At 67.3% G+C, this 22,989-nt stretch carries 20 protein-coding genes and 1 tRNA gene; 9 read left to right on the top strand and 12 right to left on the bottom strand.

The genetic code is table 11. The features are described from left to right. Positions 1-57: 57 nt before the first annotated feature. From ruvC to pdxT, 3 genes are read right to left on the bottom strand one after another with little or no spacing between them, the layout of a single operon-like run. Positions 58-627, bottom strand: a complete 570-nt coding sequence (ruvC, locus tag KIH31_RS13945) for a crossover junction endodeoxyribonuclease RuvC (protein WP_214427749.1) — start codon at positions 625-627, stop codon at positions 58-60. Between the two features lie 9 nt (positions 628-636). After that, on the bottom strand, positions 637-1,392 hold the full coding sequence (locus KIH31_RS13940) for a YebC/PmpR family DNA-binding transcriptional regulator (protein ID WP_214427748.1): 756 nt from the start codon (positions 1,390-1,392) through the stop codon (positions 637-639). Between the two features lie 2 nt (positions 1,393-1,394). Next, positions 1,395-2,078, bottom strand: coding sequence for a pyridoxal 5'-phosphate synthase glutaminase subunit PdxT (pdxT, locus tag KIH31_RS13935; RefSeq protein WP_214427905.1), 684 nt, complete (start codon positions 2,076-2,078; stop codon positions 1,395-1,397). 141 nt (positions 2,079-2,219) lie between these two features. Here pdxT and asnB point away from each other — a divergent pair, with 141 nt between their 5' ends. Continuing rightward, positions 2,220-4,928: an asparagine synthase (glutamine-hydrolyzing) gene (gene asnB, locus KIH31_RS13930; RefSeq protein ID WP_307857656.1), complete on the top strand. Its 2,709-nt coding sequence runs from the start codon at positions 2,220-2,222 to the stop codon at positions 4,926-4,928. A gap of 146 nt (positions 4,929-5,074) precedes the next feature. Continuing rightward, entirely contained in the window at positions 5,075-7,090 is a 2,016-nt protein-coding gene (locus KIH31_RS13925; protein WP_214427746.1) for a M3 family metallopeptidase, read from the top strand. A 43-nt stretch (positions 7,091-7,133) separates the two neighbouring features. On the opposite strand, the gene KIH31_RS13920 is transcribed toward KIH31_RS13925, so the two are convergent. Continuing rightward, a complete protein-coding gene (locus tag KIH31_RS13920; RefSeq protein ID WP_250546012.1) occupies positions 7,134-8,684 on the bottom strand; it encodes an HNH endonuclease signature motif containing protein in 1,551 nt (516 codons plus the stop codon). Positions 8,685-8,826: 142 nt separating this feature from the next. Between KIH31_RS13920 and KIH31_RS13915 the strand changes: the two genes are divergently transcribed. After that, positions 8,827-9,057, top strand: a complete 231-nt coding sequence (locus tag KIH31_RS13915; protein WP_214427745.1) for a PLDc N-terminal domain-containing protein — start codon at positions 8,827-8,829, stop codon at positions 9,055-9,057. Between the two features lie 122 nt (positions 9,058-9,179). Here the strand turns inward: KIH31_RS13915 and pdxS are convergent, their stop codons facing one another. The 4 genes from pdxS to thrS all read right to left on the bottom strand — a co-directional run bounded on the left by pdxS (position 9,180) and on the right by thrS (position 13,424). Beyond that, positions 9,180-10,094 (bottom strand): pyridoxal 5'-phosphate synthase lyase subunit PdxS, encoded by a 915-nt coding sequence (gene pdxS / locus KIH31_RS13910; protein WP_214427744.1) that lies wholly within the window; start codon positions 10,092-10,094, stop codon positions 9,180-9,182. 90 nt (positions 10,095-10,184) lie between these two features. Beyond that, the gene (gene pgsA, locus KIH31_RS13905; RefSeq protein ID WP_214427743.1) at positions 10,185-10,814 is read right to left on the bottom strand and encodes a phosphatidylinositol phosphate synthase; all 630 of its coding nucleotides are present in this window, start codon (positions 10,812-10,814) and stop codon (positions 10,185-10,187) included. 4 nt (positions 10,815-10,818) lie between these two features. Then, positions 10,819-11,397 (bottom strand): HIT domain-containing protein, encoded by a 579-nt coding sequence (locus KIH31_RS13900; protein ID WP_214427742.1) that lies wholly within the window; start codon positions 11,395-11,397, stop codon positions 10,819-10,821. A 17-nt stretch (positions 11,398-11,414) separates the two neighbouring features. Then, positions 11,415-13,424, bottom strand: a complete 2,010-nt coding sequence (gene thrS / locus KIH31_RS13895) for a threonine--tRNA ligase (RefSeq protein WP_214427741.1) — start codon at positions 13,422-13,424, stop codon at positions 11,415-11,417. A gap of 117 nt (positions 13,425-13,541) precedes the next feature. Between thrS and KIH31_RS13890 the strand changes: the two genes are divergently transcribed. After that, on the top strand, positions 13,542-13,985 hold the full coding sequence (locus KIH31_RS13890) for a VOC family protein (RefSeq protein ID WP_214427740.1): 444 nt from the start codon (positions 13,542-13,544) through the stop codon (positions 13,983-13,985). A gap of 42 nt (positions 13,986-14,027) precedes the next feature. Here KIH31_RS13890 and KIH31_RS13885 read toward each other — a convergent pair. The 4 genes from KIH31_RS13885 to KIH31_RS13870 all read right to left on the bottom strand — a co-directional run bounded on the left by KIH31_RS13885 (position 14,028) and on the right by KIH31_RS13870 (position 15,988). Continuing rightward, a tRNA-Val gene (locus tag KIH31_RS13885) sits at positions 14,028-14,100 on the bottom strand. A 100-nt stretch (positions 14,101-14,200) separates the two neighbouring features. Then, positions 14,201-15,064, bottom strand: coding sequence for an NAD-dependent protein deacetylase (locus tag KIH31_RS13880; protein ID WP_374224884.1), 864 nt, complete (start codon positions 15,062-15,064; stop codon positions 14,201-14,203). Between the two features lie 40 nt (positions 15,065-15,104). Continuing rightward, the gene (locus KIH31_RS13875) at positions 15,105-15,572 is read right to left on the bottom strand and encodes a peroxiredoxin (RefSeq protein WP_307857655.1); all 468 of its coding nucleotides are present in this window, start codon (positions 15,570-15,572) and stop codon (positions 15,105-15,107) included. Beyond that, positions 15,569-15,988 (bottom strand): DUF3052 domain-containing protein, encoded by a 420-nt coding sequence (locus tag KIH31_RS13870; protein WP_214427739.1) that lies wholly within the window; start codon positions 15,986-15,988, stop codon positions 15,569-15,571. Before KIH31_RS13870 ends, KIH31_RS13875 begins: the two co-directional genes overlap by 4 nt. A 390-nt stretch (positions 15,989-16,378) precedes the next feature. Between KIH31_RS13870 and aceE the strand changes: the two genes are divergently transcribed. The 5 genes from aceE to KIH31_RS13845 all read left to right on the top strand — a co-directional run bounded on the left by aceE (position 16,379) and on the right by KIH31_RS13845 (position 22,989). Further along, positions 16,379-19,117, top strand: a complete 2,739-nt coding sequence (gene aceE, locus KIH31_RS13865; RefSeq protein ID WP_374224883.1) for a pyruvate dehydrogenase (acetyl-transferring), homodimeric type — start codon at positions 16,379-16,381, stop codon at positions 19,115-19,117. A 134-nt stretch (positions 19,118-19,251) separates the two neighbouring features. Next, positions 19,252-20,502, top strand: a complete 1,251-nt coding sequence (locus tag KIH31_RS13860) for a CdaR family transcriptional regulator (protein ID WP_214427737.1) — start codon at positions 19,252-19,254, stop codon at positions 20,500-20,502. A gap of 100 nt (positions 20,503-20,602) precedes the next feature. Further along, positions 20,603-21,559, top strand: coding sequence for an ACP S-malonyltransferase (locus tag KIH31_RS13855; protein WP_214427736.1), 957 nt, complete (start codon positions 20,603-20,605; stop codon positions 21,557-21,559). Beyond that, on the top strand, positions 21,556-22,623 hold the full coding sequence (locus KIH31_RS13850) for a beta-ketoacyl-ACP synthase III (RefSeq protein ID WP_214427735.1): 1,068 nt from the start codon (positions 21,556-21,558) through the stop codon (positions 22,621-22,623). The genes KIH31_RS13855 and KIH31_RS13850 overlap by 4 nt, the downstream gene beginning before the upstream one ends. A 120-nt stretch (positions 22,624-22,743) precedes the next feature. Further along, positions 22,744-22,989, top strand: a complete 246-nt coding sequence (locus tag KIH31_RS13845) for an acyl carrier protein (RefSeq protein ID WP_214427734.1) — start codon at positions 22,744-22,746, stop codon at positions 22,987-22,989.

Below are 22,989 nucleotides of genomic sequence, written 5' to 3'. Positions count from 1 at the left end.
CAACGAGCGCCGACATCCCGGTCCCGCCACACCGTGGACCGATGGCGGCCAAGCTGGTCAGCGCCGGCGCGCCTTGGCCTCCGCCGCCGCCCAGGCCTTCTGGGCCGGGGTGAGCCCTGCCGACGACGGCGAGCCGGGCGCGGAGGTCGGGCCGGACCGCCACGCGTGCGTGATCGCCAGGGCCAGGGCGTCCGCAGCGTCCGCGGGTTTCGGGGCTTCCTGCAGGCGCAGGATCTTTGTCACCATCTTGGTGACGGCTGCCTTGTTGGCGGAGCCGCTGCCCGTCACGGCGGCCTTGACTTCGGTCGGCGTGTGCAGCGCCACCGGCACCCCGCGTTTGGCGGCCGCAGCGATGACGACGCCGGAGGCCTGCGCGGTCCCCATCACGGTGCTGACGTTCAGCTGGGAGAACACCCGCTCGACCGCGAGCACGGCCGGCGTGTGCAGGTCCAGCCACTCCTCGATCGATGTCGAAATCATCAGCAGCCTGCGGTCCAGCGACACCTCGGGCGGAGTGCCGACCACCCCCACGGCAACCAGCGTGGCCTGGCGGTTTGCCGCAATATCGACCACCGCAAGCCCGCAACGGGTCAGGCCCGGGTCCACCCCCAGCACGCGCAGGCTCACCGGAAACCGCTATTCGGCGTCGAGCGCCGCCATGACCTCGTCGCTCACATCCGCGTTGGAGTACACGTTCTGCACGTCGTCGAGGTCCTCGAGCGCGTCGTAGAGTTTCATGAACTTCCGGGCACTGTCGACGTCGAGCTGGACCTCCATCGAGGGCACGAAGCCGGCCTCGTCGGTGTCGTACTCGATGCCGGCTTCCTGCAGCGCCGCGCGCACCGCCGGCAGGTCCTGCGGCTCGGAGATGACCTCGAAGTTCTCGCCGCTGTCCTTGACTTCCTCGGCACCGGCGTCGAGCACGGCCATCAGCAGGTCATCCTCGGTCAGGTCGTTCTTCGGCAGGCTCACGACGCCCTTGCGGGTGAACATGTAGGCCACCGAACCGGGGTCGCCCATGTTGCCGCCGTTGCGGGTCACGGCGAGGCGGACCTCGGAGGCGGCGCGGTTCTTGTTGTCGGTGAGGCACTCGATCAGGATGGCCACGCCCTGCGGGCCGTAGCCTTCGTACATGATCGTCTGGTAGTCGACCGCTTCGCCGAGCTGCCCCGAGCCGCGCTTGATCGCCCGGTCGATGTTGTCGTTCGGCACCGAGGTCTTCTTGGCCTTCTGCACCGCGAGCTCAAGTGCCGGGTTCCCGGCGAGGTCGGGGCCGCCGATGCGCGCGGCGACTTCAATGTTCTTGATCAGCTTGGCGAAGGACTTGGCGCGTCGGGCGTCAATGACGGCCTTCTTGTGCTTGGTGGTTGCCCATTTGGAGTGGCCCGACATGGTTACGCTTCTCCTCTGATCATGCGAATGAAAAGGTCGTGGATCCGGAGCTCTCCAGTGACCTCCGGATGGAATGAGGTGGCCAGCAGCTGCCGCGATCGTACTGCGACAATTCTAGCGGCCCCCTCGACGGCGGCTTCCTGCGCCGATCCCGTGGGCTCGACCCGGGCCAGGACCTCGACGCCGTCGCCGGCGCGCTCCACCCACGGACCGCGGATGAACACGGCGTGCACGGGTTCGACGCTGCCGTCCTCGGCCGGGAGCAGCCCCGCGAAGTCGAGGTCGGTCTCGAAGGATTCCCGCTGCCGGCCGAACGCGTTGCGGCGGACCGCGATGTCGAGCCCGCCGAAGGTCTGCTGCGGGTTGCCGCCGCGGTCCGTCGCAGGGTCCGTGATCTCGTCGGCCAGCAGGATCATCCCCGCGCAGGAGCCGTACACCGGCATCCCGGCGGCGATCCGTTCCCGGATCGGGTCGGCGAGGTTGAAGATGCGGGACAGTTTGTCGATGGTGGTCGACTCGCCGCCGGGAATAACGAGCCCGTCCACGGACTCAAGCTCGGCCGGGCGGCGGACAGTGATGGCGCGGCCGCCGGATGCCTCGATCGCGTGGACATGTTCGCGCACGTCGCCCTGCAGGGCCAGCACGCCGACCAAAGGCCTCTCTGAGGGCGACGGGGCCTTGTCCAAAACCGTCTCCCGGGCCGCCGTCGATACTGAAATACTCACTCCAACATCATAGTGGGGCCGCCAAATCGGACCCCGGGCTGATGCGGCCCGGCCCGCCCGGGACGCCGCCCGGCGCCGGGCGGCAAGGCCCAAGCAAGTAGCATGGACCGGGACGACTTCAGCGAAAGATTGGTTGGCAGTATGTGCGGAATCGCCGGATACCACGGCTTCGGGGAAGACCAAGGTCTTCTGGAGGCCATGAACAAGTGCATTGAGCACCGAGGTCCCGACGGCGAGGGCTACTTCACTGACGGACAGGTGGGCCTGGCCCACAAGCGGCTGTCCATCATCGACGTCGCCCACGGCCAGGAGCCGATGATCAGCGCCGACGGCGAGACCGTGCTGGTGTACAACGGCGAGGTCTACAACTACCTCGACCTGCGGGCCGAACTGGAGGCGCTCGGGCGCACGTTCCGCACCAACTCCGACACCGAAGTGGTGCTGCAGTCCTACGAGCAGTGGGGCGACGACGCGTTCGACCGCTTCAACGGCATGTTTGGGTTCGCGATCTACGACCGGCGCAACAGCCGGCTCGTGCTGGCACGCGACCACTTCGGCATCAAGCCGCTGTACTGGGCGAACGCGGGCACCGACGTCGAACCGAAGATCCTCTTCGGCTCCGAAATCAAGCCGCTGCTGGCCGCGGACAAACTCGAGCGCAAGGTCAACGAGCGCATCCTGTACCGCTACCTGCAGTTCCGCATCCACGATGAGGAAGCCGAGACCTTCTTCGACGGCATCTACAAGCTCATGCCGGGCGAGAAGATGGTGATCGACACCGCCACCGGCCAGTTCGCCGTCAGCCCCTTCACCCGGCTGCGTGAGGAACTCGAAGAGCTCTCCAAGATCGAGACGCCGTACAGCCAGGACGTCATCGACGAGTACCGCCGCCGCTTCACCGAAGGCGTGCGCCTGCGGCTGCAGTCCGAAGTTCCGGTGGGCACGGCCCTCTCCGGCGGCCTGGACTCCTCCGCCGTCGTCGTCACGATCAACAAGCTCATGCAGGAGAAGGCCGCCGCCACCGACTCGCTCGGCGCCTCGCAGCAGACCTTCTCGGCGATCTTCCCGAACTCGATCAACGACGAAGAGAAGTACGCCGACGCCGTCCTGGACATCTGCAAGGGCAACGTCACCAGCCACAAGATCCTGCCGAAGGCGCACGAATTCGCCGAGGACCTCGAGGATTTCGTGCGCACCCAGGAGGAGCCGATCATTTCCTCCGGTCCGTACGCGCAGTACCGCGTGATGCAGGAAGCCTCCAAGCACGTCACCGTTCTGCTGGACGGCCAGGGCGCCGACGAAATGATGGCCGGCTACATTCCCTATTACTTCGCCTACCTGCGGCAGCTGAAGAAGCGCGGACAGAACGCGAAGCTGGCCAAGGAGATCGCGTCGGCAACCGACATTTTCTTCCGGCTCGGCCGGTTCCGGCTGCAGGGCATGCTCACGGCGAAGAAGAGCCTCTCTGTCTCCACCCTGCTGCGCAAGGACTGGACTTCGCAGTTCAAGTCGGAGACGTTCAGCAACATCCCGGACAACCTCAAGCTGCGCCTGATCGATGATCTGTTCCACAAGTCGCTGCCGGCGGTGCTGCGCTACGAGGACAAGAACACCATGCGGTTCTCGCTCGAGGGGCGTGTGCCGTTCCTCGACAAGGAAGTGGTGAAGTTCCTCTTCAGCCTCGATGACGAGTCCATCATCAAGGGCGGCTGGAACAAGCGCATCCTGCGCGACGCCACCCGCGGACTGCTGCCGGAGATGATCAGCAACCGCCGCAACAAGATCGGCTTCACCACCCCCGAGGCGGAGTGGTTCAAGCTGATGAAGGAGAAGATTTACCAGGTCTTCCTCTCCAGCTCCTTCGAGTACCGGCCGTACTGGGACCAGGACGCCGTGCTGTACGCCTTCGAGGAGTACCTGCAGGGCAAGAACAGCGCCAACACCATGGTCTTCTGGCGCCTGCTCAACACCGAGCTCTGGCTGCGCGAGTTCTTCGACGAGCCCGAGGTCAAGGCCGGCATCGAGGGCAAGAGCGACTACGTGCCCAACGCCGACAAGCAGCTGGAGATCACCGTGCCGGCGGACGGCAACACCTACCGCCGCTACCCCCTGCGCACCGATGTCTTCTACAAGGAAACCGATTTCGATCCGGCCATCGCCGGGTACGTCAAGAGGTTCTTCGACGGCCTACCGGACGCCGGCAACGACCACGCGGAAGCCACGAAGGACACCCCCTGGTACCTGTTCGTAAGCGAGAAGATCGTCGCCATGACCCAGGGCCGCTCGATCCCGGTGTGGGACATCAAGGTCTCCCCCGCCGCACGCGTTCTCAGCAAATTCGTCAGCCGCACCTCCGCCGGCATCGGTCTGGGTAGCCCTTGGTCCATGCAGCTGGCCATCGGCGAGGTGGGCCTGCCGAAGATCCTCTATGCCTCCGCGCGCAGCGTCATCGGCAAGCTCCAGGGCAAGAAGGGCGTCTTCTACGAAGTCGTCGGCCATGACATCAACGCCATCGACGGCGCGGCCGGCTACCAGGTGGGCACCTCGACCCACTCGGTGAAGCTCGCGCCGAAGGATCCCGAAGGCGTCGCCCGCCGGCTGAGCGCCCTCGTGCGCAACACAGTGCCGCCGGAGTACGCGGCAACCTTCGCAGGAACCGCGATCATGGACGCGAACGACCTCGGCGTCGTCGCCCTGGGCCACGACACGGGCCTGGCCAAGGACGTCGTCGAGGGCATCTTCAAAGACAACCCGCAGGGCCAGACCACGGAGACCACTCCGATGTCGCTGGTGTTCCGCTCCAAGGAGTAGCGCCAGCAGCCCGCTTCCTGCCTCTCCCCGCGCGAGCGGCCAGTTATGGCGGCCTTTCCTCACCGGAAGCCGCCGCAACTGGCCGCTCGCCGGCGTTTGAGCGCCTGTTTCCCTACCGGCCCGGCGCATTGTGAAATAGTTCCTTCATGACGAATCCCTTTCTGAGCCCGAGCACGCTCGACTACGAGCTGCCTCCGTTCGAGCAGATCCGCGATGAGCATTACCTGCCTGCGTTCGAAGCGGGTATCCGCGAGCACGCCGCCGAAATCGATGCCATTGCTTCCAACCCCGAGCCGGCCACCTTCGCCAACACTGCCGAGGCCTTGGAGCGGGCTGGCGCGACGCTGCGCCGGGTCAGCATTGTGTTCTTCAACAAGTCCTCCGCAGATTCGACCGACAGCGTCCAGGAGATTGAAACAGTCATCGCCCCGCGGCTGGCCGCACACGAGGACGACCTCTACCTCAACAAGGGCCTCTTCGCCCGGCTTTCCGCCGTCGATGCCGACGCCGAGGACCTCGACGACGAGTCGCGGCGCCTGCTTGAGGAGTACCTGCGCCGCTTCCGGCGTGCCGGCGCGCAGCTGGACGACTCCGGCCAGCAGCGTCTGCGGACCATCAACGAGGAACTCTCGGAGCTGAGCACGCGGTTCAGCCAGTCGGTGCTCAGGGACACCAACGACCTTGCCTTGCTGGTCGACGATGCCGACGAGCTGGCTGGGCTCTCCCCCGATGACCTCGCGGCGGCCCGGCAGGCTGCGGCCGACGCCGGGCATGAGGGAAAGTACCTCCTGACACTGCTCTCTCCCTCCGGCCAGCCGGCCCTCGCCTCGCTGGCCAACCGCGCGACGCGTAAGCGGCTCATGGAGAATTCACTCGTTCGCGGCTCGCGGGAGAATGCGAACAAGAGCGTCGGCATCGGCGCCAGGATGGCGGTGCTCCGTGCCGAGCGGTCTGAACTGCTGGGCTACGGCAACTACGCGGAGTGCGCGACCGCGGACCAGACCGCGCCGTCGTATGCCGCGGTGAAGGAAATGCTGGCCACGATCACTCCGGCTGCTGTGAGGAATGCCCGTGCGGAAGCGGAAGCTCTTGCCGAGGCCGCCGGCCACGATCTGGAGCCGTGGGACTGGGCCTACTACTCCGAGCAGGTCCGTCAGCAGAAGTTCAGCCTCGACCGGGGGGCGCTGCGGCCCTATTTTGAGCTGGACCGGGTGCTGCAGGACGGAGTCTTCTTCGCCGCTAACCGTCTCTACGGCCTGAGCTTCGAGGAGCGGAGCGACCTTAGCGGCTACCACCCCGACGTGCGTGTCTGGGAGGTGCGCGACGCCGACGGCGCAGGACTCGGGCTGTTCCTGGGCGACTACTTCACCCGGCCCACCAAGGTCGGGGGTGCCTGGATGAACCCGCTGGTCGAGCAGTCCCGGCTGCTCGGGCAGAAACCCGTCGTTGTCAACAACCTCAACATCCCGAAGCCGCCCGCGGGTGAACCGGCCCTGCTGACACTGGACGAGGTCCGCACGACGTTCCACGAATTCGGGCATGCGCTGCACGGCCTGCTCTCCGATGTCACCTATCCGCTGTTCTCGGGCCCGAACGTGCCGCGGGACTTCGTCGAGTACCCGTCGCAGGTCAACGAGATGTGGATGTTCTGGCCCGAGGTGCTCGCCAACTACGCCCGGCATCACCGCACCGGTGAGGCGCTCCCACGGGAAACCGTCGACAAGCTCGAGGAGGCAAAGCTGTGGGGCCAGGGCTTCGGGACCACGGAATACCTCGGCGCCACACTGCTCGACCTGGCGTGGCATGAGCTGGCGCCCGGCGCTGAGCCCGGCGACCCGCTCGAATTCGAGGCAACCGCACTGGAGGCTGCGGGAGTGGCCTACCCCCTGGTGCCCCCGCGCTACCGGACCGGCTACTTCAAGCACATCTTCGCCAGCGGCTACGCCGCCGGGTACTACTCCTACATTTGGAGCGAGGCACTCGACGCTGACACGGTGGAATGGTTCAAGGAGAACGGTGGCCTGCAGCGCGATAACGGTGACCACTTCCGCCGCGAGCTGCTCTCCCGCGGCAACAGCCGGGATCCGCTGGAGTCCTTCCGCGCCTTCCGCGGCCGCGACGCCGACATCGCCCCGCTGCTGGAACGTCGGGGATTGAACTAGGGCTCGCACACCGCCGGGAAGGATTCGTCGGGCACCCCAGCGCTCAGATGTTGAAGTAGGTGTTGTGTCTGGGGGTTTGGGTGGGGTCGAGTTCCGGTGGTGGTGTCCACCAGGGGATTCCGTTGCGGAGGGTGATGCGCCAGCGTTCCTTGTGGAGCAGGTGGTGGTGGTAGGCGCAGGCCAGGGCGGCGTTGTTGAGCGCGGTGGGGCCGCCGCGGGACCACCACTGCACGTGGTGGGCTTCGCACCAGGCGGCAGGGACGGTGCAGCCGGGGGCGGTGCACCCGCCGTCCCTGGCAACCAGGGCTTTGCGCTGGTGCGGCGGGAACGCCCTCGCTGAGCGTCCGACGTCCAGGACCTGGCCCTGGCCGCCGAGCACGACGGGCAGCACCTCGGCGTCACAGGCAAGGCGACGGATGCTGCGGGCGGTGACGGGCCCGGTGAACACGAACCGCCCTCCACCCCCGCCTGTCCCGCCGTCGTTTCTGCCGTCCCCGTGTGCCTGGTGATTGGTGGTGAGGTCGTTGAGCAGGTCCTGGTAGCCGATGGTGACCATGACCTGCGGGCGGAGCCCTCCGGTGGCGGGCAGACCGCCCGCGGCCAGCGCCGCCTGGCAGCCGGCGATGAGCCCGTCGAGGAGCTGCTGGGCCCGGGACCGGCGATCAAACACACCCGGCACACCCGCACCCGCAGAACCGTTTCCGCCAGCGCCGCATTCGACGCCACGTTGTGCCGCTTCACTGGTGGTGGTTCTGGGGTTCGTGGCGGTGTGGATGACGGTGGCGATCTGTTCGTACTGCTCGTCGGTGGCGAAGATCTCCAGGTGGTGCAGGCCGCGGTGCCGGCGGCGCAGAAACAACCCCTGCCGGTGCCGCAGCTCCTCCTCCGAGGGCTCCGGCCCGTCCTGGTCAATCGCCGCCACCCACCGCTGCGCCATCCGGACCAGGAAATCCTCATCACTCTCCGACGCCGTCAGAGTCAGCGCCTGCTCCATCCGCCCCGCCGTCTCCGGCGTGCACAGGCGGCGGGTCTTCTCCAGGCAAACCGCGACCAGGGTCGCGGCCCGCGAGCCGAGCATCCCGTCCCGGAACGCCTCCCCCAACACCGGATACCGTGCCGGCACGTCCTGGCCGCCCAAACCCGCCGAGGGCAGCACCGCCTCGCCCAGGGCCAGCCGCCGGCGCGCCTCGCCGACACTGATCCGCAGCACCGACCGCAACAGCTCCGCCGTGTTCCGGAACCCCTCAAACACCGACCCGGCCCCCGCACCGGCGCACGGGCCGGCGCCCGCACCGGAATCCGCCCCGGGCGCCTCCGGCACCAGCGGCCCGGCCGCCCCCGAACCCCCGGAGCCGGCAGCCCGCCGGGCATCAAGCTCCGCCGCCGCCATCACCTGCAGCCGACCGATCACCCGGGAAACCCGCTCCACACCGGCCGCGAATTCCATCGCCTCCGCGTCCGAGCGCAGACCCGCCAAGCCGCCGTCCGCCACCAACCCGGCCAGACGCCCCTCCAACACATCGAGTTCGGACAGCAGCGGATCCCCCGCCGCTACCCGCGGCTGGCGACGCTCCCGGACCTCAAGTACCTCCATAACCTCACTCTGCCACCTGGCTCCGACAGTTTGAGGGCGCAGGAGGAGGCCGGCGTACAAGTGGAAAACCAGCTCCACGCCGGTGCTTGTGGAGGGAGACTCACCCCTCCTCCTTCACCCCAAGCCGGCGCATACTGATTCCATGAGCCTCTCGGTCACCGACCTGCTGACCGTCCTCGTCCTTGCCGCAGCGCTCGGACTCTGGGCGTACAGCATCGTGGACTTCAGCCGGACCGACGCGCGTGATGTGCGCTCCTTCCCGCAGCCGGTGTGGCTCGTCATCATCGTGCTCGGAAGCGTCGTCGGCGGCATCCTGTGGTTGATTGCGGGCCGCCCGAGGACACAGCAGGGCTCCCGGCACCGCCCCCGCTAAGGGCTCCCGCAACAGCACCCACGCCGCTGCATACCTCGGAACGCAAAAGGGGCCGCCCCTTCCGGGACGGCCCCTCCAAAAACTCCGGTCTCAGGCCGGCTTCGGCCTGAGACCTGAACTGCTTACCAGCCGCGCTCGGCGAGGCGGTGCGGCTCGGGAAGCTCTTCGACGTTGATGCCGACCATGGCTTCGCCCAGTCCGCGGGAGACCTCGGCGATCACGGAGGGATCGTCGTGGAAGGTCGTCGCCTTCACAATCGCCGCAGCGCGCTCAGCCGGGTTGCCGGACTTGAAGATGCCGGAGCCGACGAAGACACCGTCCGCACCGAGCTGCATCATCATGGCAGCGTCCGACGGCGTGGCGATGCCGCCGGCAGTGAACAGCACCACCGGGAGCTTGCCGGCCTGGGCAACTTCCTTGACCAGTTCGTACGGGGCCTGCAGTTCCTTTGCCGCGACGTAGAGCTCGTCTTCGGGCAGGGAGGACAGCCGGGCGATCTCGGCGCGGATCTTGCGCATGTGGCCCGTGGCATTCGAGACGTCGCCGGTTCCGGCCTCGCCCTTGGAACGGATCATGGCCGCGCCCTCGTTGATGCGCCGCAGGGCCTCGCCGAGGTTGGTGGCGCCGCAGACGAAGGGGACGGTGAACTTCCACTTGTCGATGTGGTTCACGTAGTCGGCCGGGGTCAGCACCTCGGACTCGTCGATGTAGTCGACACCGAGGGACTGCAGCACCTGCGCCTCGACGAAGTGGCCGATGCGGGCCTTCGCCATGACGGGGATGGACACGGCCTCGATGATGCCGTCGATCATGTCCGGGTCGCTCATGCGCGACACGCCGCCCTGGGCGCGGATGTCCGCAGGAACGCGCTCGAGGGCCATCACCGCAACAGCACCGGCATCTTCGGCGATGCGGGCCTGTTCCGGTGTAACCACGTCCATGATCACGCCGCCCTTGAGCATTTCGGCCATGCCGCGCTTTACTCGGCTGCTTCCCGTGACGGGAGCAGCACCGGACGTTACATCAGGTGTAGACACAAGAAACCCCTATGGGTAGAAAGATGACTGCCTTGAACAAGGCTCAAACCAACATGTCCATACTAGCCCTCGCCGGGATTCGCTCCGAACCTAGAGCCCGTTCCCGCCGTCCTCCGGCACGAGGGCCTGGGCGCGGACCAGCGACACCCGCTGGAAGATGGTGACGAGGCTGGCCACCGCCAACAGCACCAGCACCACGAGCAGCACCGTCTCCGGCAACCCCAGGCCGGTGAAGCCTGTGGTGACCAGCACCGCGACCAGCCGCTCCGAGCGTTCAGCCACGCCGACGTCGGCGCGCATCCCAAGGCCTTCTGCCCGCGCCTTCGCGTAGGACACCAGGCTGCCGAGGATGAGGCAGGCAAGCGCCAGCACAGCGATGGTGTGATTGTTCCCGCCCGTATAGAACCAGACGATCAGGCCGGCAAAGACCGCCCCGTCCCCCAGCCGGTCCAAGGTGGAGTCCAGGAAGGCTCCCCAGCGGCCGGAGCGGCCCAGGGCACGCGCCATCAGCCCGTCCACGATGTCGGAGAACACGAACAGCGTGATGACGACGGTCCCCCAGAACAACTGTCCCTGCGGGTACCAGATGAGGGCGCCGGCGGCGACACCGAGAGTGCCCACGATGGTCACTGCATCCGGGGACACGTGCAGACGGATCAGCAGGTTCGCCAGCGGCGTGAAGATTCGCGCGAAGAGTGCGCGGGCGTACTTGTTCAGCAACTTCCTACCCCTCGCCCTCGGAGGGCCACGCTTCGGCGACCTGGCGCCGCACTTCGCCAAGCGTCTGCGTGATCGCTTTGGTCTGGGCAATGATCGGCAGGAAGTTCCCGTCGCCGCCCCACCGCGGCACGATGTGCTGATGCAGGTGCCCGGCGATCCCTGCCCCGCCCGTGACACCCTGGTTCATGCCCAGGTTGAAACCGGTGGGGCTGGACACCTTGCGCAGCACACGCATGGCGGTCTGCGAGAGCCTGCTGATCTCGTCCGTCTCCTCACCACTGATGTCCGTGTAGTCCGGGACATGGCGGTAGGGGCAGACCAACAAGTGGCCCGGGTTGTAGGGGAACAGGTTCAGGATCACGAACGCCCGCTCACCGCGGTGCACGATCAGCGACTCCTCGTCGCTGCGCGCCGGGGCCGCGCAGAAGGGACAGTCGTTCTCGTCCTTGAACTGGTGCTGGCCGCCTTTGATGTAGGCAAGCCGGTGCGGCGTCCACAGGCGCTGGAATGCGTCCGGGACGCCGGGCAGTTCGAAGTCGTCGACGGACGGCTGGCCGGGCTGTTCCTTGCGGTCTTCGCTCATGCGCGGATCCGGCCGCCCTACTTCGCCCTGCTGCGGACCGCTTCGACAATGCGGCGCACCGCTTCGTCCACGGGCACGCCGTTGTCCTGGCTACCGTCGCGGAAGCGGAAGGACACGGCGCCGGCCTCGGCGTCTTCCCCGCCGGCGATCAGGACGAACGGGACCTTGTCCTTGCTCGCGGTGCGGATCTTCTTCGGGAAACGGTCCGAGCTGATGTCGACCTCGGCGCGGATGCCTTCAGCTTTCAGCCGGTCGACGACGTCGAACAGGTAGTCGTTGAAGGTCTCGGCCACCGGAATCGCCACCACCTGCACGGGAGCGAGCCAGGCCGGGAAAGCGCCGGCGTAGTGCTCGGTCAGCACGGCCATGAAGCGTTCGACGGAGCCGAAGAGTGCGCGGTGGATCATTACCGGACGCTGGCGGGTTCCGTCCGGGGCCTGGAACTCGATCCCGAAGCGCTCGGGGGTGTTGAAGTCCAGCTGGATGGTGGACATCTGCCAGGTGCGTCCGATGGCGTCCTTGGCCTGGACGGAGATCTTCGGGCCGTAGAACGCCGCTCCGCCCGGATCCGGCACGAGTTCCAGCCCGGAGGCTTCGGCGACTTCGGCCAGGGTGCGGGTCGCTTCCTCCCAGAGCTCGTCGGAGCCGACGAACTTCTCCGGATCCTTGGTGGAGAGCTCCAGGTAGAAATCGTCCAGCCCGTAGTCCTTGAGCAGGCCCAGCACGAAGTTCAGCGTCCCGGTCAGCTCGTCCTTCATCTGCTCGCGGGTGCAGTAGATGTGGGCGTCATCCTGGGTCATTCCCCGGACGCGGGTCAGGCCGTGGATCACGCCGGACTTCTCGTAGCGGTAGACCGATCCGAACTCGAAGAGCCGCAGCGGCAGCTCGCGGTAGGACCGGCCGCGCGAGCGGTAGATCAGGGTGTGCATCGGGCAGTTCATCGGCTTCAGGTAGTAGTCCTGGCCGGGCTTGCGGACCGTGCCGTCCTCGTTCAGCTCGGCGTCCACGTGCATCGGAGGGAACATGCCGTCCCGGTACCAGTCCAGGTGTCCGGAAACCTCGTAGAGGTGGCCCTTGGTGATGTGCGGGGTGTAGACGAACTCGTACCCGGCCTCGGTGTGCCGCTGGCGGGAGTAGTCTTCCATCGCCTTGCGGATGATGCCGCCCTTGGGGTGGAAGACCGGCAGGCCGGACCCGAGTTCATCCGGGAAGGAGAACAGGTCCAGTTCGCTGCCCAGCTTGCGGTGGTCGCGGCGCTCGGCCTCGGCCAGGCGCTCCTGGTAGGCCTTCAGGTCGTCCTTGGTGGGCCAGGCGGTGCCGTAGATGCGCTGGAGCTGCTTGTTCTTCTCGCTGCCGCGCCAGTACGCGGCTGCGGAGCGGGTCAGTGCGTAGGCGTTGGAGATGAGCTTGGTGTTGGGCAGGTGCGGGCCGCGGCACAGGTCCTTCCAAACCACATCGCCGCTGCGGGCATCCACATTGTCGTAAATGGTCAGCTCAGCGCCGCCCACCTCGACGTCGGCGCCTTCCCCGGCTTCATCGGAGGCACCCTTCAGGCCGATCAGCTCGAGCTTGTAGGGTTCCTCGGCCATCTCGGCGCGGGCTTCGTCCTCGGAAACCGCCCGGCGGCGGAACTTCTGGTTGCTGTTGACGATCTTGAGCATGCTCTTCTCGAGCTGCTTCAGGTCCTCCGGGGTGAACGGCTCCTCAACGTCGAAGTCGAAGTAGAAACCGTCGGTGATGTACGGTCCGATGCCCAGCTTGGCGTCAGGGCGCAGCTGCTGCACGGCCTGGGCCATGACGTGCGCGGCGGAGTGGCGGAGCACGTTAAGCCCGTCCGCCGACGCGATGGTGACCGGCTCGACCTCAGCGCCCGCGGGGATCGGCTGGTCCAGGTCCTTCAGCTCGCCGTCGACGCGCACGACGACGACGTCGCGGCGGTCCCCGAAAAGGTCGGCGCCGGTCGTGCCCGTGGTCACCACGTTCTCTTCGCCGTCGACGATGAGGGTGATGTTTTCTGGCACTGACACGAGGTCTCCTTTTTCGTTGTACGGCTTCCTCAGAGGCGATGTACGGTGATCGCCTCCAGCCATCCTCGATCGTATCGGTTCGGCCAAACCTGAACCAACCGGTGGCATAGTGGGCCCATGGAACCACGGATCAGCATCATCACCCTGGGCGTGAAGGATGTCGACGCCGCCCGCCGCTTCTATGTGGAGGGCCTGGGCTGGAAAGCCGCCCTGGAGGTCGAGGGCGAGGTCGTGTTCATCCAGGCCGGGCACGGCCTCCTGCTCGGACTGTGGTCGCGGGAGAGGATGGTCGACGACGCCGGCCTTCCGGACCTGGCGGGGATGCCCGGGTCCGCCCTGCACGCCCCGATGACCCTGAGCCACAACGTGGAGTCGGCCGCAGCGGTGGACGCGGTGATCGCTGAAGCCGTCGCAGCCGGCGGCGTGCTCGTGCGTCCGGCCGCAGAGCAGAGCTGGGGCGGCTACGCGGGCTACTTCGCCGACCCGGACGGCTTCCGCTGGGAGATCGCGTGGAACCCCTCGCTCACGGTGCAGGAGGACGGGACCGTGCGCTTCAGCTGAACAGAAAGCCCCCGGCCGCACGGCGGCCAGGGGCTTGTTCGGTGGGTCCTACCGGGATCGAACCGATGACATCCACGGTGTAAACGTGGCGCTCTACCAGCTGAGCTAAAGACCCGTTGGCCGCTTCGCCAGCGACTCACAGTGCCGGTGATCATGCTCTCCGACGAGGACCAACAGTACCCGATCGGCGCCGGGTTCCGCCAACCGCCGCGCAGCTACCGGGGCGGCAGGAGATCTGCCAGCAGGGACAGCGTTTCAGACACGCCGGCGTCGATGTGCAGGTCCGCCAGGTCGTCGCCGCGGGTCGTGCCCCGGTTGACGATGACGACCGGCTTGCCGTCCTTGGCCGCCTTGCGGACAAACCGCAGGCCGCTCATCACCGTGAGCGAGGAGCCGGCAACCAGCAGTGCCCCGCCGTCGTCGACCATCCGGTAGGCGCGGTCCACGCGCTCCTTGGGCACGTTCTCACCGAAGTACACGATGTCCGGCTTGAGGATGCCGCCGCAGACCTCGCAGTCAGCGACAGCGAAACCGGAGGTGTCTTCGACCACCGCGTCCGCATCCGGCGCGATGCGCACCTTACCGGCCGCCTCCAGCCGCTCAATGAAACCCGGGTTGAGCGCTTCGAGCCTGTCCGCTAGCTGCTGGCGGGTGATGACGGTCCAGCAGTTGGTGCAGGCAACGGCGTCGTAGCGCCCGTGCAGGTCCACAACATTCTGGTTGCCGGCGCTCTCGTGCAGCCGGTCCACGTTCTGGGTGATCAGGCCTGCGAGGTGGCCGCGCCGCTCCAGCGTGGCCAGGGCCTGGTGGGCCGCATTCGGCAGCGCATGGCGCAGATGCCTCCAGCCGACGTGGTTCCGCGCCCAGTAGTGCCGGCGGAAATCCGCGCTGCCCATGAACTGCTGCCGGGTCATAGGGTTGCTCGGCGGCGAGTCCGGGCCGCGGTAATCCGGGATGCCGGAATCCGTGCTCATTCCGGCGCCTGTCAGCACGGTGAACGGTACGTTTCCGAGCAGCCGCACGGCCTGCTCCACGAGTTCCGCCAGGCGCGGATCGTCGCCGCGCCCGGAGGAATGCACGGCGCTCACGTTAGTGGCCCGTCATTTCGCGTCCGCCCGTTCAGACGGCGGCCCTCAGCCGGGCCAGAGCCTGCCGGTAACCGTCGAGGCTGCGCGCCTCCCCGGTTGGGTTGAGGGTGATGTCCCGGATGATTCCGTTGGCGTCCACGATGAACGTGCCCCTCCCGGCCATGCCGCGGTCCTCATTGAAGACCCCGTACTCGCGAGCCACCGCCCCATGCGGCCAGAAATCGCTGAGCAGGTCAAACTCGTACCCCTCGGCCCGGGCATAAGCCCGCAAGGTGTACTTGGAATCGACGGAAACCGCAAGAACGCGGGCGTTGTCGGCCTCGAACGCGCGGAGATTGTCCCGCAGTTCGCACAGCTCGCTGGTGCAGATTCCGGAAAAAGCGAAGGGGTAGAACACGACGACGACGTTCTCCCCGCGGAACGAGGACAGACGCACCGGTTCCCCGAACTGGTTGGAAAGCTCGAAGTCCGGGGCCGTGTCCCCGACGGCGAGCGTCACTTCTTGCGGCGCGCGACGAGCCGCGTGGCCGCCCAGTCGCGGGAGACGCCTTCAGTGGAAGTCGGGTGCAGCCCGGCCGTAGGGGCTGCTTCCTGGATTTCCGATGGCGGCACATAGCCGTCCCGGCCGGACTTGGGCGTGAGGACCCAGATCACGCCGCCCTCGCCGAGGGTGGTCAAGGAGTCCACGAGGGCATCGACGAGGTCACCGTCTTCGCTGCGCCACCACAGGATGACGGCGTCGACAACTTCGTGGTCGTCTTCATCGAGCAGTTCGGAGCCGGTGAGATCCTCAATGTCGTCGCGGAGGTCGAAGTCGACGTCGTCGTCGTAGCCGAACTCTTGAACCAGATCCCCGCTCTTGAAACCCAATTTGCCTGCCACATTGACGTCCGTGGCGGCGTCGGCCTCGCTCACGCTTTTCCTCCTACTGCCGGTGACGCCGCCCGGATTGCCTCCGGACGGCGTAGTGATGTGCACTACTACAAGCCAACACCTAAAAGTCCCCCGCTTCAAGCCGGACAGTACGCGTCAGGGCCATTTAGGCGCGCCGGGCCGGGTTTGCGGCCAGTTCCGCACCGCACACGCACCGCATACCGGGCAACACGGGGCGCCGCAACACTTCGGCAACCGCGGTCTGCGGCTACGCATCGCCGCGCCAGCGGGGCTAGAGTGACATGGTGAACCGCTCCGGCCTCCGCTAACCGAGGGTCTTGGCGCTCGTTCCAAAGCCGCCCGACGCGCACAGCAGCCGGGCCCCAGGACAGAATCACCGCAGACACAAACTGCATGTAAGAGAGGTTGGACGTGGCCGGAGAAGAAACCACCCACATCCTGAGCGGGTTGACAAACCAGCTGACCGACCGTGATCCCGAAGAAACCGCCGAGTGGATCGAGTCGCTGGACTCGCTGATCCAGGAACAGGGCACCGAGCGCGCCCAGTTCATCATGCGTTCCCTGCTGCAGCGCGCCGGGGCTCAGAGCGTCGGCGTTCCGATGGTTACCACCACGGACTACGTCAACACGATCCCGGCGGACCAGGAACCGGAATTCCCGGGCGATGAGGAGATCGAGCGCAGGTACCGCGCCTGGCTGCGCTGGAACGCCGCGATCCTCGTGCACCGCGCGCAGCGGCCGGGCATCGGCGTCGGAGGCCACATCTCCACGTACGCCGGCGCCGCGACCCTTTATGAGGTGGGCATGAACCACTTCTTCCGCGGCAAGGACCACCCGGGCGGCGGGGACCAGATCTTCTTCCAGGGCCACGCCTCCCCCGGCATGTACGCCCGCGCGTTCCTTGAAGGCCGCCTCAGCGAGGAGGACCTCGACGGCTTCCGCCAGGAGAAGTCGCGCGAGGGCCACGCCCTGTCCTCCTACCCGCACCCGCGCCTCATGCCCGAGTTCTGGGAGTTCCCCACGGTCTCCATGGGCATCGGCCCGATGAACGCCATCTACCAGGCGCAGTCCAACAAGTACCTGCACAACCGCGGGCTCAAGGACACCTCGGACCAGCACGTCTGGGCTTTCCTGGGCGACGGCGAGATGGACGAGCCCGAGTCGCGCGGGCTGCTGCAGCTCGCGGCGAACGACAATCTCGACAACCTCACCTTCGTGGTCAACTGCAACCTGCAGCGCCTCGACGGCCCGGTGCGCGGCAACGGCAAGATCATGCAGGAGCTCGAAGCCTTCTTCCGCGGCGCCGGCTGGAATGTCATCAAGGTCGTCTGGGGCCGTGAGTGGGACCCGCTGCTGGCCAAGGACAAGGACGGCGCGCTTGTCGGGATCATGAACGACACCCTCGACGGCGACTACCAGACCTACAAGGCCGAGTCCGGCGCCTTCGTGCGCGAGCACTTCTTCGGCAAGACCCCGCAGACCAAGGACATGGTCGCTGACCTCTCCGACGACGAGGTCTGGGGCCTCAAGCGCGGCGGCCACGACTACCGCAAGGTCTACGCGGCGTACAAGGCCGCCATGGACTTCAAGGGCAAGCCGACCGTCATCCTGGCGCACACCGTCAAGGGCTACGGACTGGGCACGCACTTCGAGGGCCGCAACGCGACCCACCAGATGAAGAAGCTGACCCTGCAGGACCTGAAGGACTTCCGTGACCACCTGCGCATCCCGATCACGGACGAGCAGCTCGAGGAAAACCCCTACCTGCCGCCGTACTTCAACCCGGGCCCGGATTCGCCGGAGATCCAGTACCTCCTCGAGCGCCGGAAGATGCTCGGCGGCTTCGTCCCCGAGCGCCGTCCGAAGCACGACGAGATCCATCTGCCGGACGCGAAGGCCTACGAGGTCGCCAACCGCGGATCCGGCAAGCAGATGGCCGCCACGACGATGGCGTTCGTCCGCCTGCTGAAGGACCTCATGCGGGACAAGGAGTTCGGCAAGCGCGTCGTACCCGTCATCCCGGACGAGGCCCGCACGTTCGGCATGGACTCGTTCTTCCCGACGGCGAAGATCTACAACCCGAAGGGCCAGAACTACCTCTCGGTGGACCGCGACCTCGTCCTGGCCTACAAGGAGTCCCCGCAGGGCCAGATCGTTCACGTGGGCATCAACGAGGCCGGCTCGATCGCTGCCTTCACGGCGGCGGGCACCGCCTACGCCACGCACAACGTGCCGCTGATCCCGGTGTATGTCTTCTACTCGATGTTCGGCTTCCAGCGCACCGCCGACTACATCTGGGCCGCCGCGGACCAGATGACCCGTGGCTTCCTGATCGCCGCGACCGCCGGGCGCACCACGCTGACCGGTGAAGGCCTGCAGCACGCCGACGGACACTCGCCGCTGCTCGCCGCCACCAACCCGGCCGTCAAGACGTACGACCCGGCCTACGGCTACGAGATCGGGCACATCGTCCGTCACGGCCTGGACCAGATGTACGGACCGGACTCCACGGACCGGAACTGGATCTACAACCTGATGGTCTACAACGAGCCCATCATCCAGCCGCCGGCTCCCGAGGAGCTCGACGTGGAAGGTGTCGTCAAGGGCATCTACCTGCTCGCCCCGGCCAAGATCGACGGACCCCGCACCCAGCTGCTGGCTTCCGGCGTCGCCGTGCCGTGGGCTCTGGAAGCCCAGCAGCTGCTCGCCGACGACTGGGGTGTATCCGCTGACGTCTGGTCCGTTACCTCGTGGACCGAGCTGCGCCGCGACGGTCTCGCCGCCGAGGAAGAGGCCTTCCTGAACCCCGGTGCGGAGGTCCGCACCCCGTTCGTCACCGAGCAGATGGCCGGCGCCACCGGCCCCGTCGTCGCCGTCAGCGACTACTCCAAGGACCTGCCGGACCAGATCCGCCAGTTCCTGCCCAACGAGTACGCCAGCCTGGGCGCGGACGGCTTCGGCTTCTCCGACACCCGCGCCGCCGCCCGCCGGTTCTTCAAGATCGACGGACCTTCCATCGTCGTCCGCGCGCTCGAAATGCTCGCGCGCCGCGGCGAGGTGGACTGGAAGGCGCCGGGCCAGGCCATCGAGAAGTACAAGCTGCACGACGTCAATGCGGGAACCACCGGCAACGCCGGCGGCGAAAGCTAGGCACGGGCACTTCGGAGGGCGGTCGACACCAGGTCGGCCGCCCTCCGGCGTTTAACCGCCCGGAAGGAACGTCGTCTGACTTGTAGCCTTCGCACAAAATGGAGGGCAGTGCGGGTTAGCCGTATGCTCGATGCATGGCCCAGCCCAACACCACTTCTGCCGCGAAGGCTCCGGCGTCCCCGAGGACCGCCGGGGCAGGCGCCGCCGAGCGCAAGCGCACGCTCGAGCGGCTCCGGCAGAGCATCGGCACCCTCTCCACCAGCACCCTCAAGCAGCTGGACTCGGCGCTGCCCTGGTACCGCGGGCTGCGGCCCGACGAGCGCGCCGCCCTGGGGCTTGTAGCGCAGAAGGGCATCGCTTCCTTCGTCACCTGGTACGAACGCCAGACCTCCCCCGCCTGGGTGCTGAGCGACGTTTTCGGCACCGCCCCGACGGAGCTCACCCGCTCGATCAGCCTGCAGAAAGCCCTCCAGCTGATCCGCGTCGTCGTCCAGCTGGTTGAGGACCAGGTGCCCGACCTGGCCGCCGAAGGCGACCAGGCGGCGCTGCGTGAAGCCGTGCTGCGCTACTCCCGCGAGGTGGCCTTCGCCGCCGCGGACGTGTACGCCCGCGCCGCGGAGACCCGCGGTTCCTGGGACACACGGCTTGAGGCGCTGATCGTGGACGGGATCATCCGCGGCGAGAACACCGACGCACTGCGCTCCCGAATCGCCGCGCTGGGCTGGAACGCCCAGCAGGACAGATTCACCGTCATGGTCGGCAACGCCCCGAGCGAGGCAAATGCGGGGTTCGTCAACGAATTGCGCCGCGCCGCCGCCAGGCACGCGGAGGATGCCCTCGTCGGCATCCAGGGCGACCGGCTCACGTTGATCCTTGGCGGTGTGGCGGACCAGGACACCGCCTACCTCAAGCTCAGCGAACTTTTCGCTCCGGGACCGGTCGTCTACGGCCCGCGCGCCGGCTCGCTCGTGGAAGCCAGCGCGTCCGCCCAGGCGGCCTTCGCGGGCCTGACGGCGGCCCGGGCCTGGCCGTCGGCGCCGCGGCCGGTGGCCGCCGACGACCTGCTGCCGGAACGGGTGGCCTCCGGCGACGACGCCGCCCGGCGCTCCCTGATCAAGAACATCTACCGGCCGCTTGTCAGCGCCTCGAACGGGCTGGTCGAGACGCTAAGTGCCTACCTCGCCCTGGGCCACTCGCTGGAGGCCACCGCGCGGGAACTGTTCGTGCACGCCAACACCGTGCGGTACCGGCTGCGCCGTGTCTGCGACGTGACCGGGTGGGATCCACTGCTCCCCCGTGAAGCCTTCGTACTGCAGACAGCCCTGATGGTCGGCCGGCTCGCAACACCGCCGAAACCACCTCAGGAACGCCCCGCGGGCCGGTAGGCAGGACAACCGGTCATTGTAGACTTCCTACAAAGCGGCTCGATGAGCTTGGTGCACGAAAGTACCGGGCCAAGCCCTCCCTTTTTGGAAAGCTGGTAACGTGCTTGCAATTGTCTGCCCTGGACAGGGCTCCCAGACCCCCGGCTTCCTCGCTCCTTGGCTCGAATTGGCCGGCGCGCGGGACTACCTCGCCGAGCTTAGCGACGTTGCGGCCGTGGACCTCGCCGCGCACGGCACGGTCTCCGACGAGGAAACCATCAAGGACACTGCGGTCGCCCAGCCGCTCATCGTTGCCGCGGGACTGCTGACGGCGCGCGAAATCTTCGGTGCCGGCGGAGCGGCCGGCCTGCCCGCCGTCGTCGCCGGCCACTCCGTCGGTGAGATCACGGCCTCGGCGCTTTCGGGCGTGCTCACCGAGGCCGAAGCAATGACCTTCGTCCGCGAACGCGCCAACAACATGGCCAAGGCAGCGGCTGCCACCCCGACCGGCATGAGCGCCGTCCTGGGCGGCGACGCCGACGCGGTCCGGCGGGCGATCGAGGAGGCCGGCCTCACCCCGGCTAACGTCAACGGCGCCGGCCAGACGGTAGCCGCCGGAACGCTGGAGAACCTCAAGGCTTTTGCTGAGAACCCGCCCGCGAAGACCCGGATCATCCCGCTCAAGGTTGCCGGAGCGTTCCACACCTCCTTCATGGCGCCCGCCGTTGCCGCGCTGGAGGCACTGCGCCCCAGCCTCTCCCCGCAGGACCCGGCGCTGCCGCTGCTGTCCAACTTCGACGGCGCGCAGGTCCGTTCCGGCGACGACGCCGTCGCCAGCCTGATTGCGCAGGTCTCCCGCCCGGTGCGCTGGGACCTGTGCATGCAGACCTTCGCCGCCATGGGTGTCACCGGGCTGCTCGAACTCTCCCCTGCCGGCACGCTGGCCGGGCTCGCGAAGCGCGGCCTGCCCGGAGTTGCTACGGTTGCAGTCAAGACGCCTGCGGACCTGGACGCCGCCCGGGCCTTCGTGGCCGAGCACGCAGGCACCCCGGCACAGCACGAAGAAGGTAACGCGTGAGCACTGAAACCGTCCCGAGCCTGAAGCAGGCACCCGTCCGCGAGTACAGCCGCATCGTCGGCATCGGCGCGTACCGGCCGGAGGTGATCGTCACCAATGACGACGTCTGCCAGTGGATCGACTCCTCGGACGAGTGGATCCGGCAGCGCACCGGCATTGTGACCCGGCACCGCGCCCCGCGCGAGGTGAGCGTCGTCGACATGGCCGAAGGTGCCGCGCGTGACGCCCTCAAGAGTGCCGGCATCGAGGCGTCGCAGCTCGGCGCGGTCATCGTGTCCACTGTCTCACTGCCGTACGCCACGCCGTCGGCCGCCGCACTGCTCACCGACCGCATCGGCGCCACCCCTGCCCCCGCGTTCGACATTTCGGCCGCCTGCGCGGGGTACTGCTACGGCATTGCCCAGGCGGACGCCCTGGTCCGCTCGGGCGCAGCCGAATACGTGCTCGTCGTCGGGGCGGAGAAGCTTTCGGACCTGATCGACAACACCGAGCGCACCATTTCGTTCCTGCTCGGCGACGGCGCCGGCGCTGTCGTGATCGGACCCTCCGACACGCCCGGCATCGGTCCGTCGGTCTGGGGGTCGGACGGAAGCAAGTGGGACACGATCGGTATGACCCATTCGCTGCTCGAGGTGCGCGACCTCTCACTCGCCGCCGAATCCGACGGCCGGACCGCCGCCGCGGTGCTGGAGACCGAAGCCAAGCTCTGGCCGACGCTGCGCCAGGACGGCCAGACAGTCTTCCGCTGGGCCGTTTGGGAAATGGCCAAGGTCGCCCAGCGCGCTCTCGATGCCGCCGGGGTTACGGTCGATGACCTGTCCGCCTTCGTGCCGCACCAGGCCAACATGCGCATCATCGATGAAATGGCCAAGCAGCTGAAGATGCCCGAGTCGGTGGTGATCGCCCGCGACATCGCCGACGCCGGCAACACCTCCGCCGCCTCGATCCCGCTGGCAACCCACCGGCTGCTCAAGGAACACCCCGAGCTCAGCGGCAAGCTGTCGCTGCAGATCGGCTTCGGCGCGGGCCTCGTGTTCGGCGCCCAGGTAGTGGTGCTGCCCTGAGCGGCAGCTCCGTGCCGCCGAATGCAGCAAACTGAATAGGTTTCACAAGCCAAGCCGTCAACCGCGGTTTGACACCCCTAAGCCGGTGGGAGTGCCGGCACAACGAGAAAAGGAGCCATCATGGCTAGCAACGAAGAAATCCTGGCCGGCCTGGCCGAGATCGTCAACGAAGAGACCGGTCTGGCCCCGGAGGCTGTCGAACTCGACAAGTCCTTCACCGATGACCTGGATATCGACTCGATCTCCATGATGACCATCGTGGTCAACGCCGAGGAGAAGTTCGGCGTGCGCATCCCGGATGAAGAGGTCAAGAACCTCAAGACCGTCGGCGACGCCGTCAACTTCATCTCCGGCGCCCAGGAGTAA

The sequence above is a fragment of the Paenarthrobacter sp. DKR-5 genome, assembly GCF_018531425.1.
Taxonomy (GTDB): domain Bacteria; phylum Actinomycetota; class Actinomycetes; order Actinomycetales; family Micrococcaceae; genus DKR-5.
Note: the sequence above shows the minus strand (reverse complement) of the source record. Positions and strands in the feature narration are given on the sequence as shown.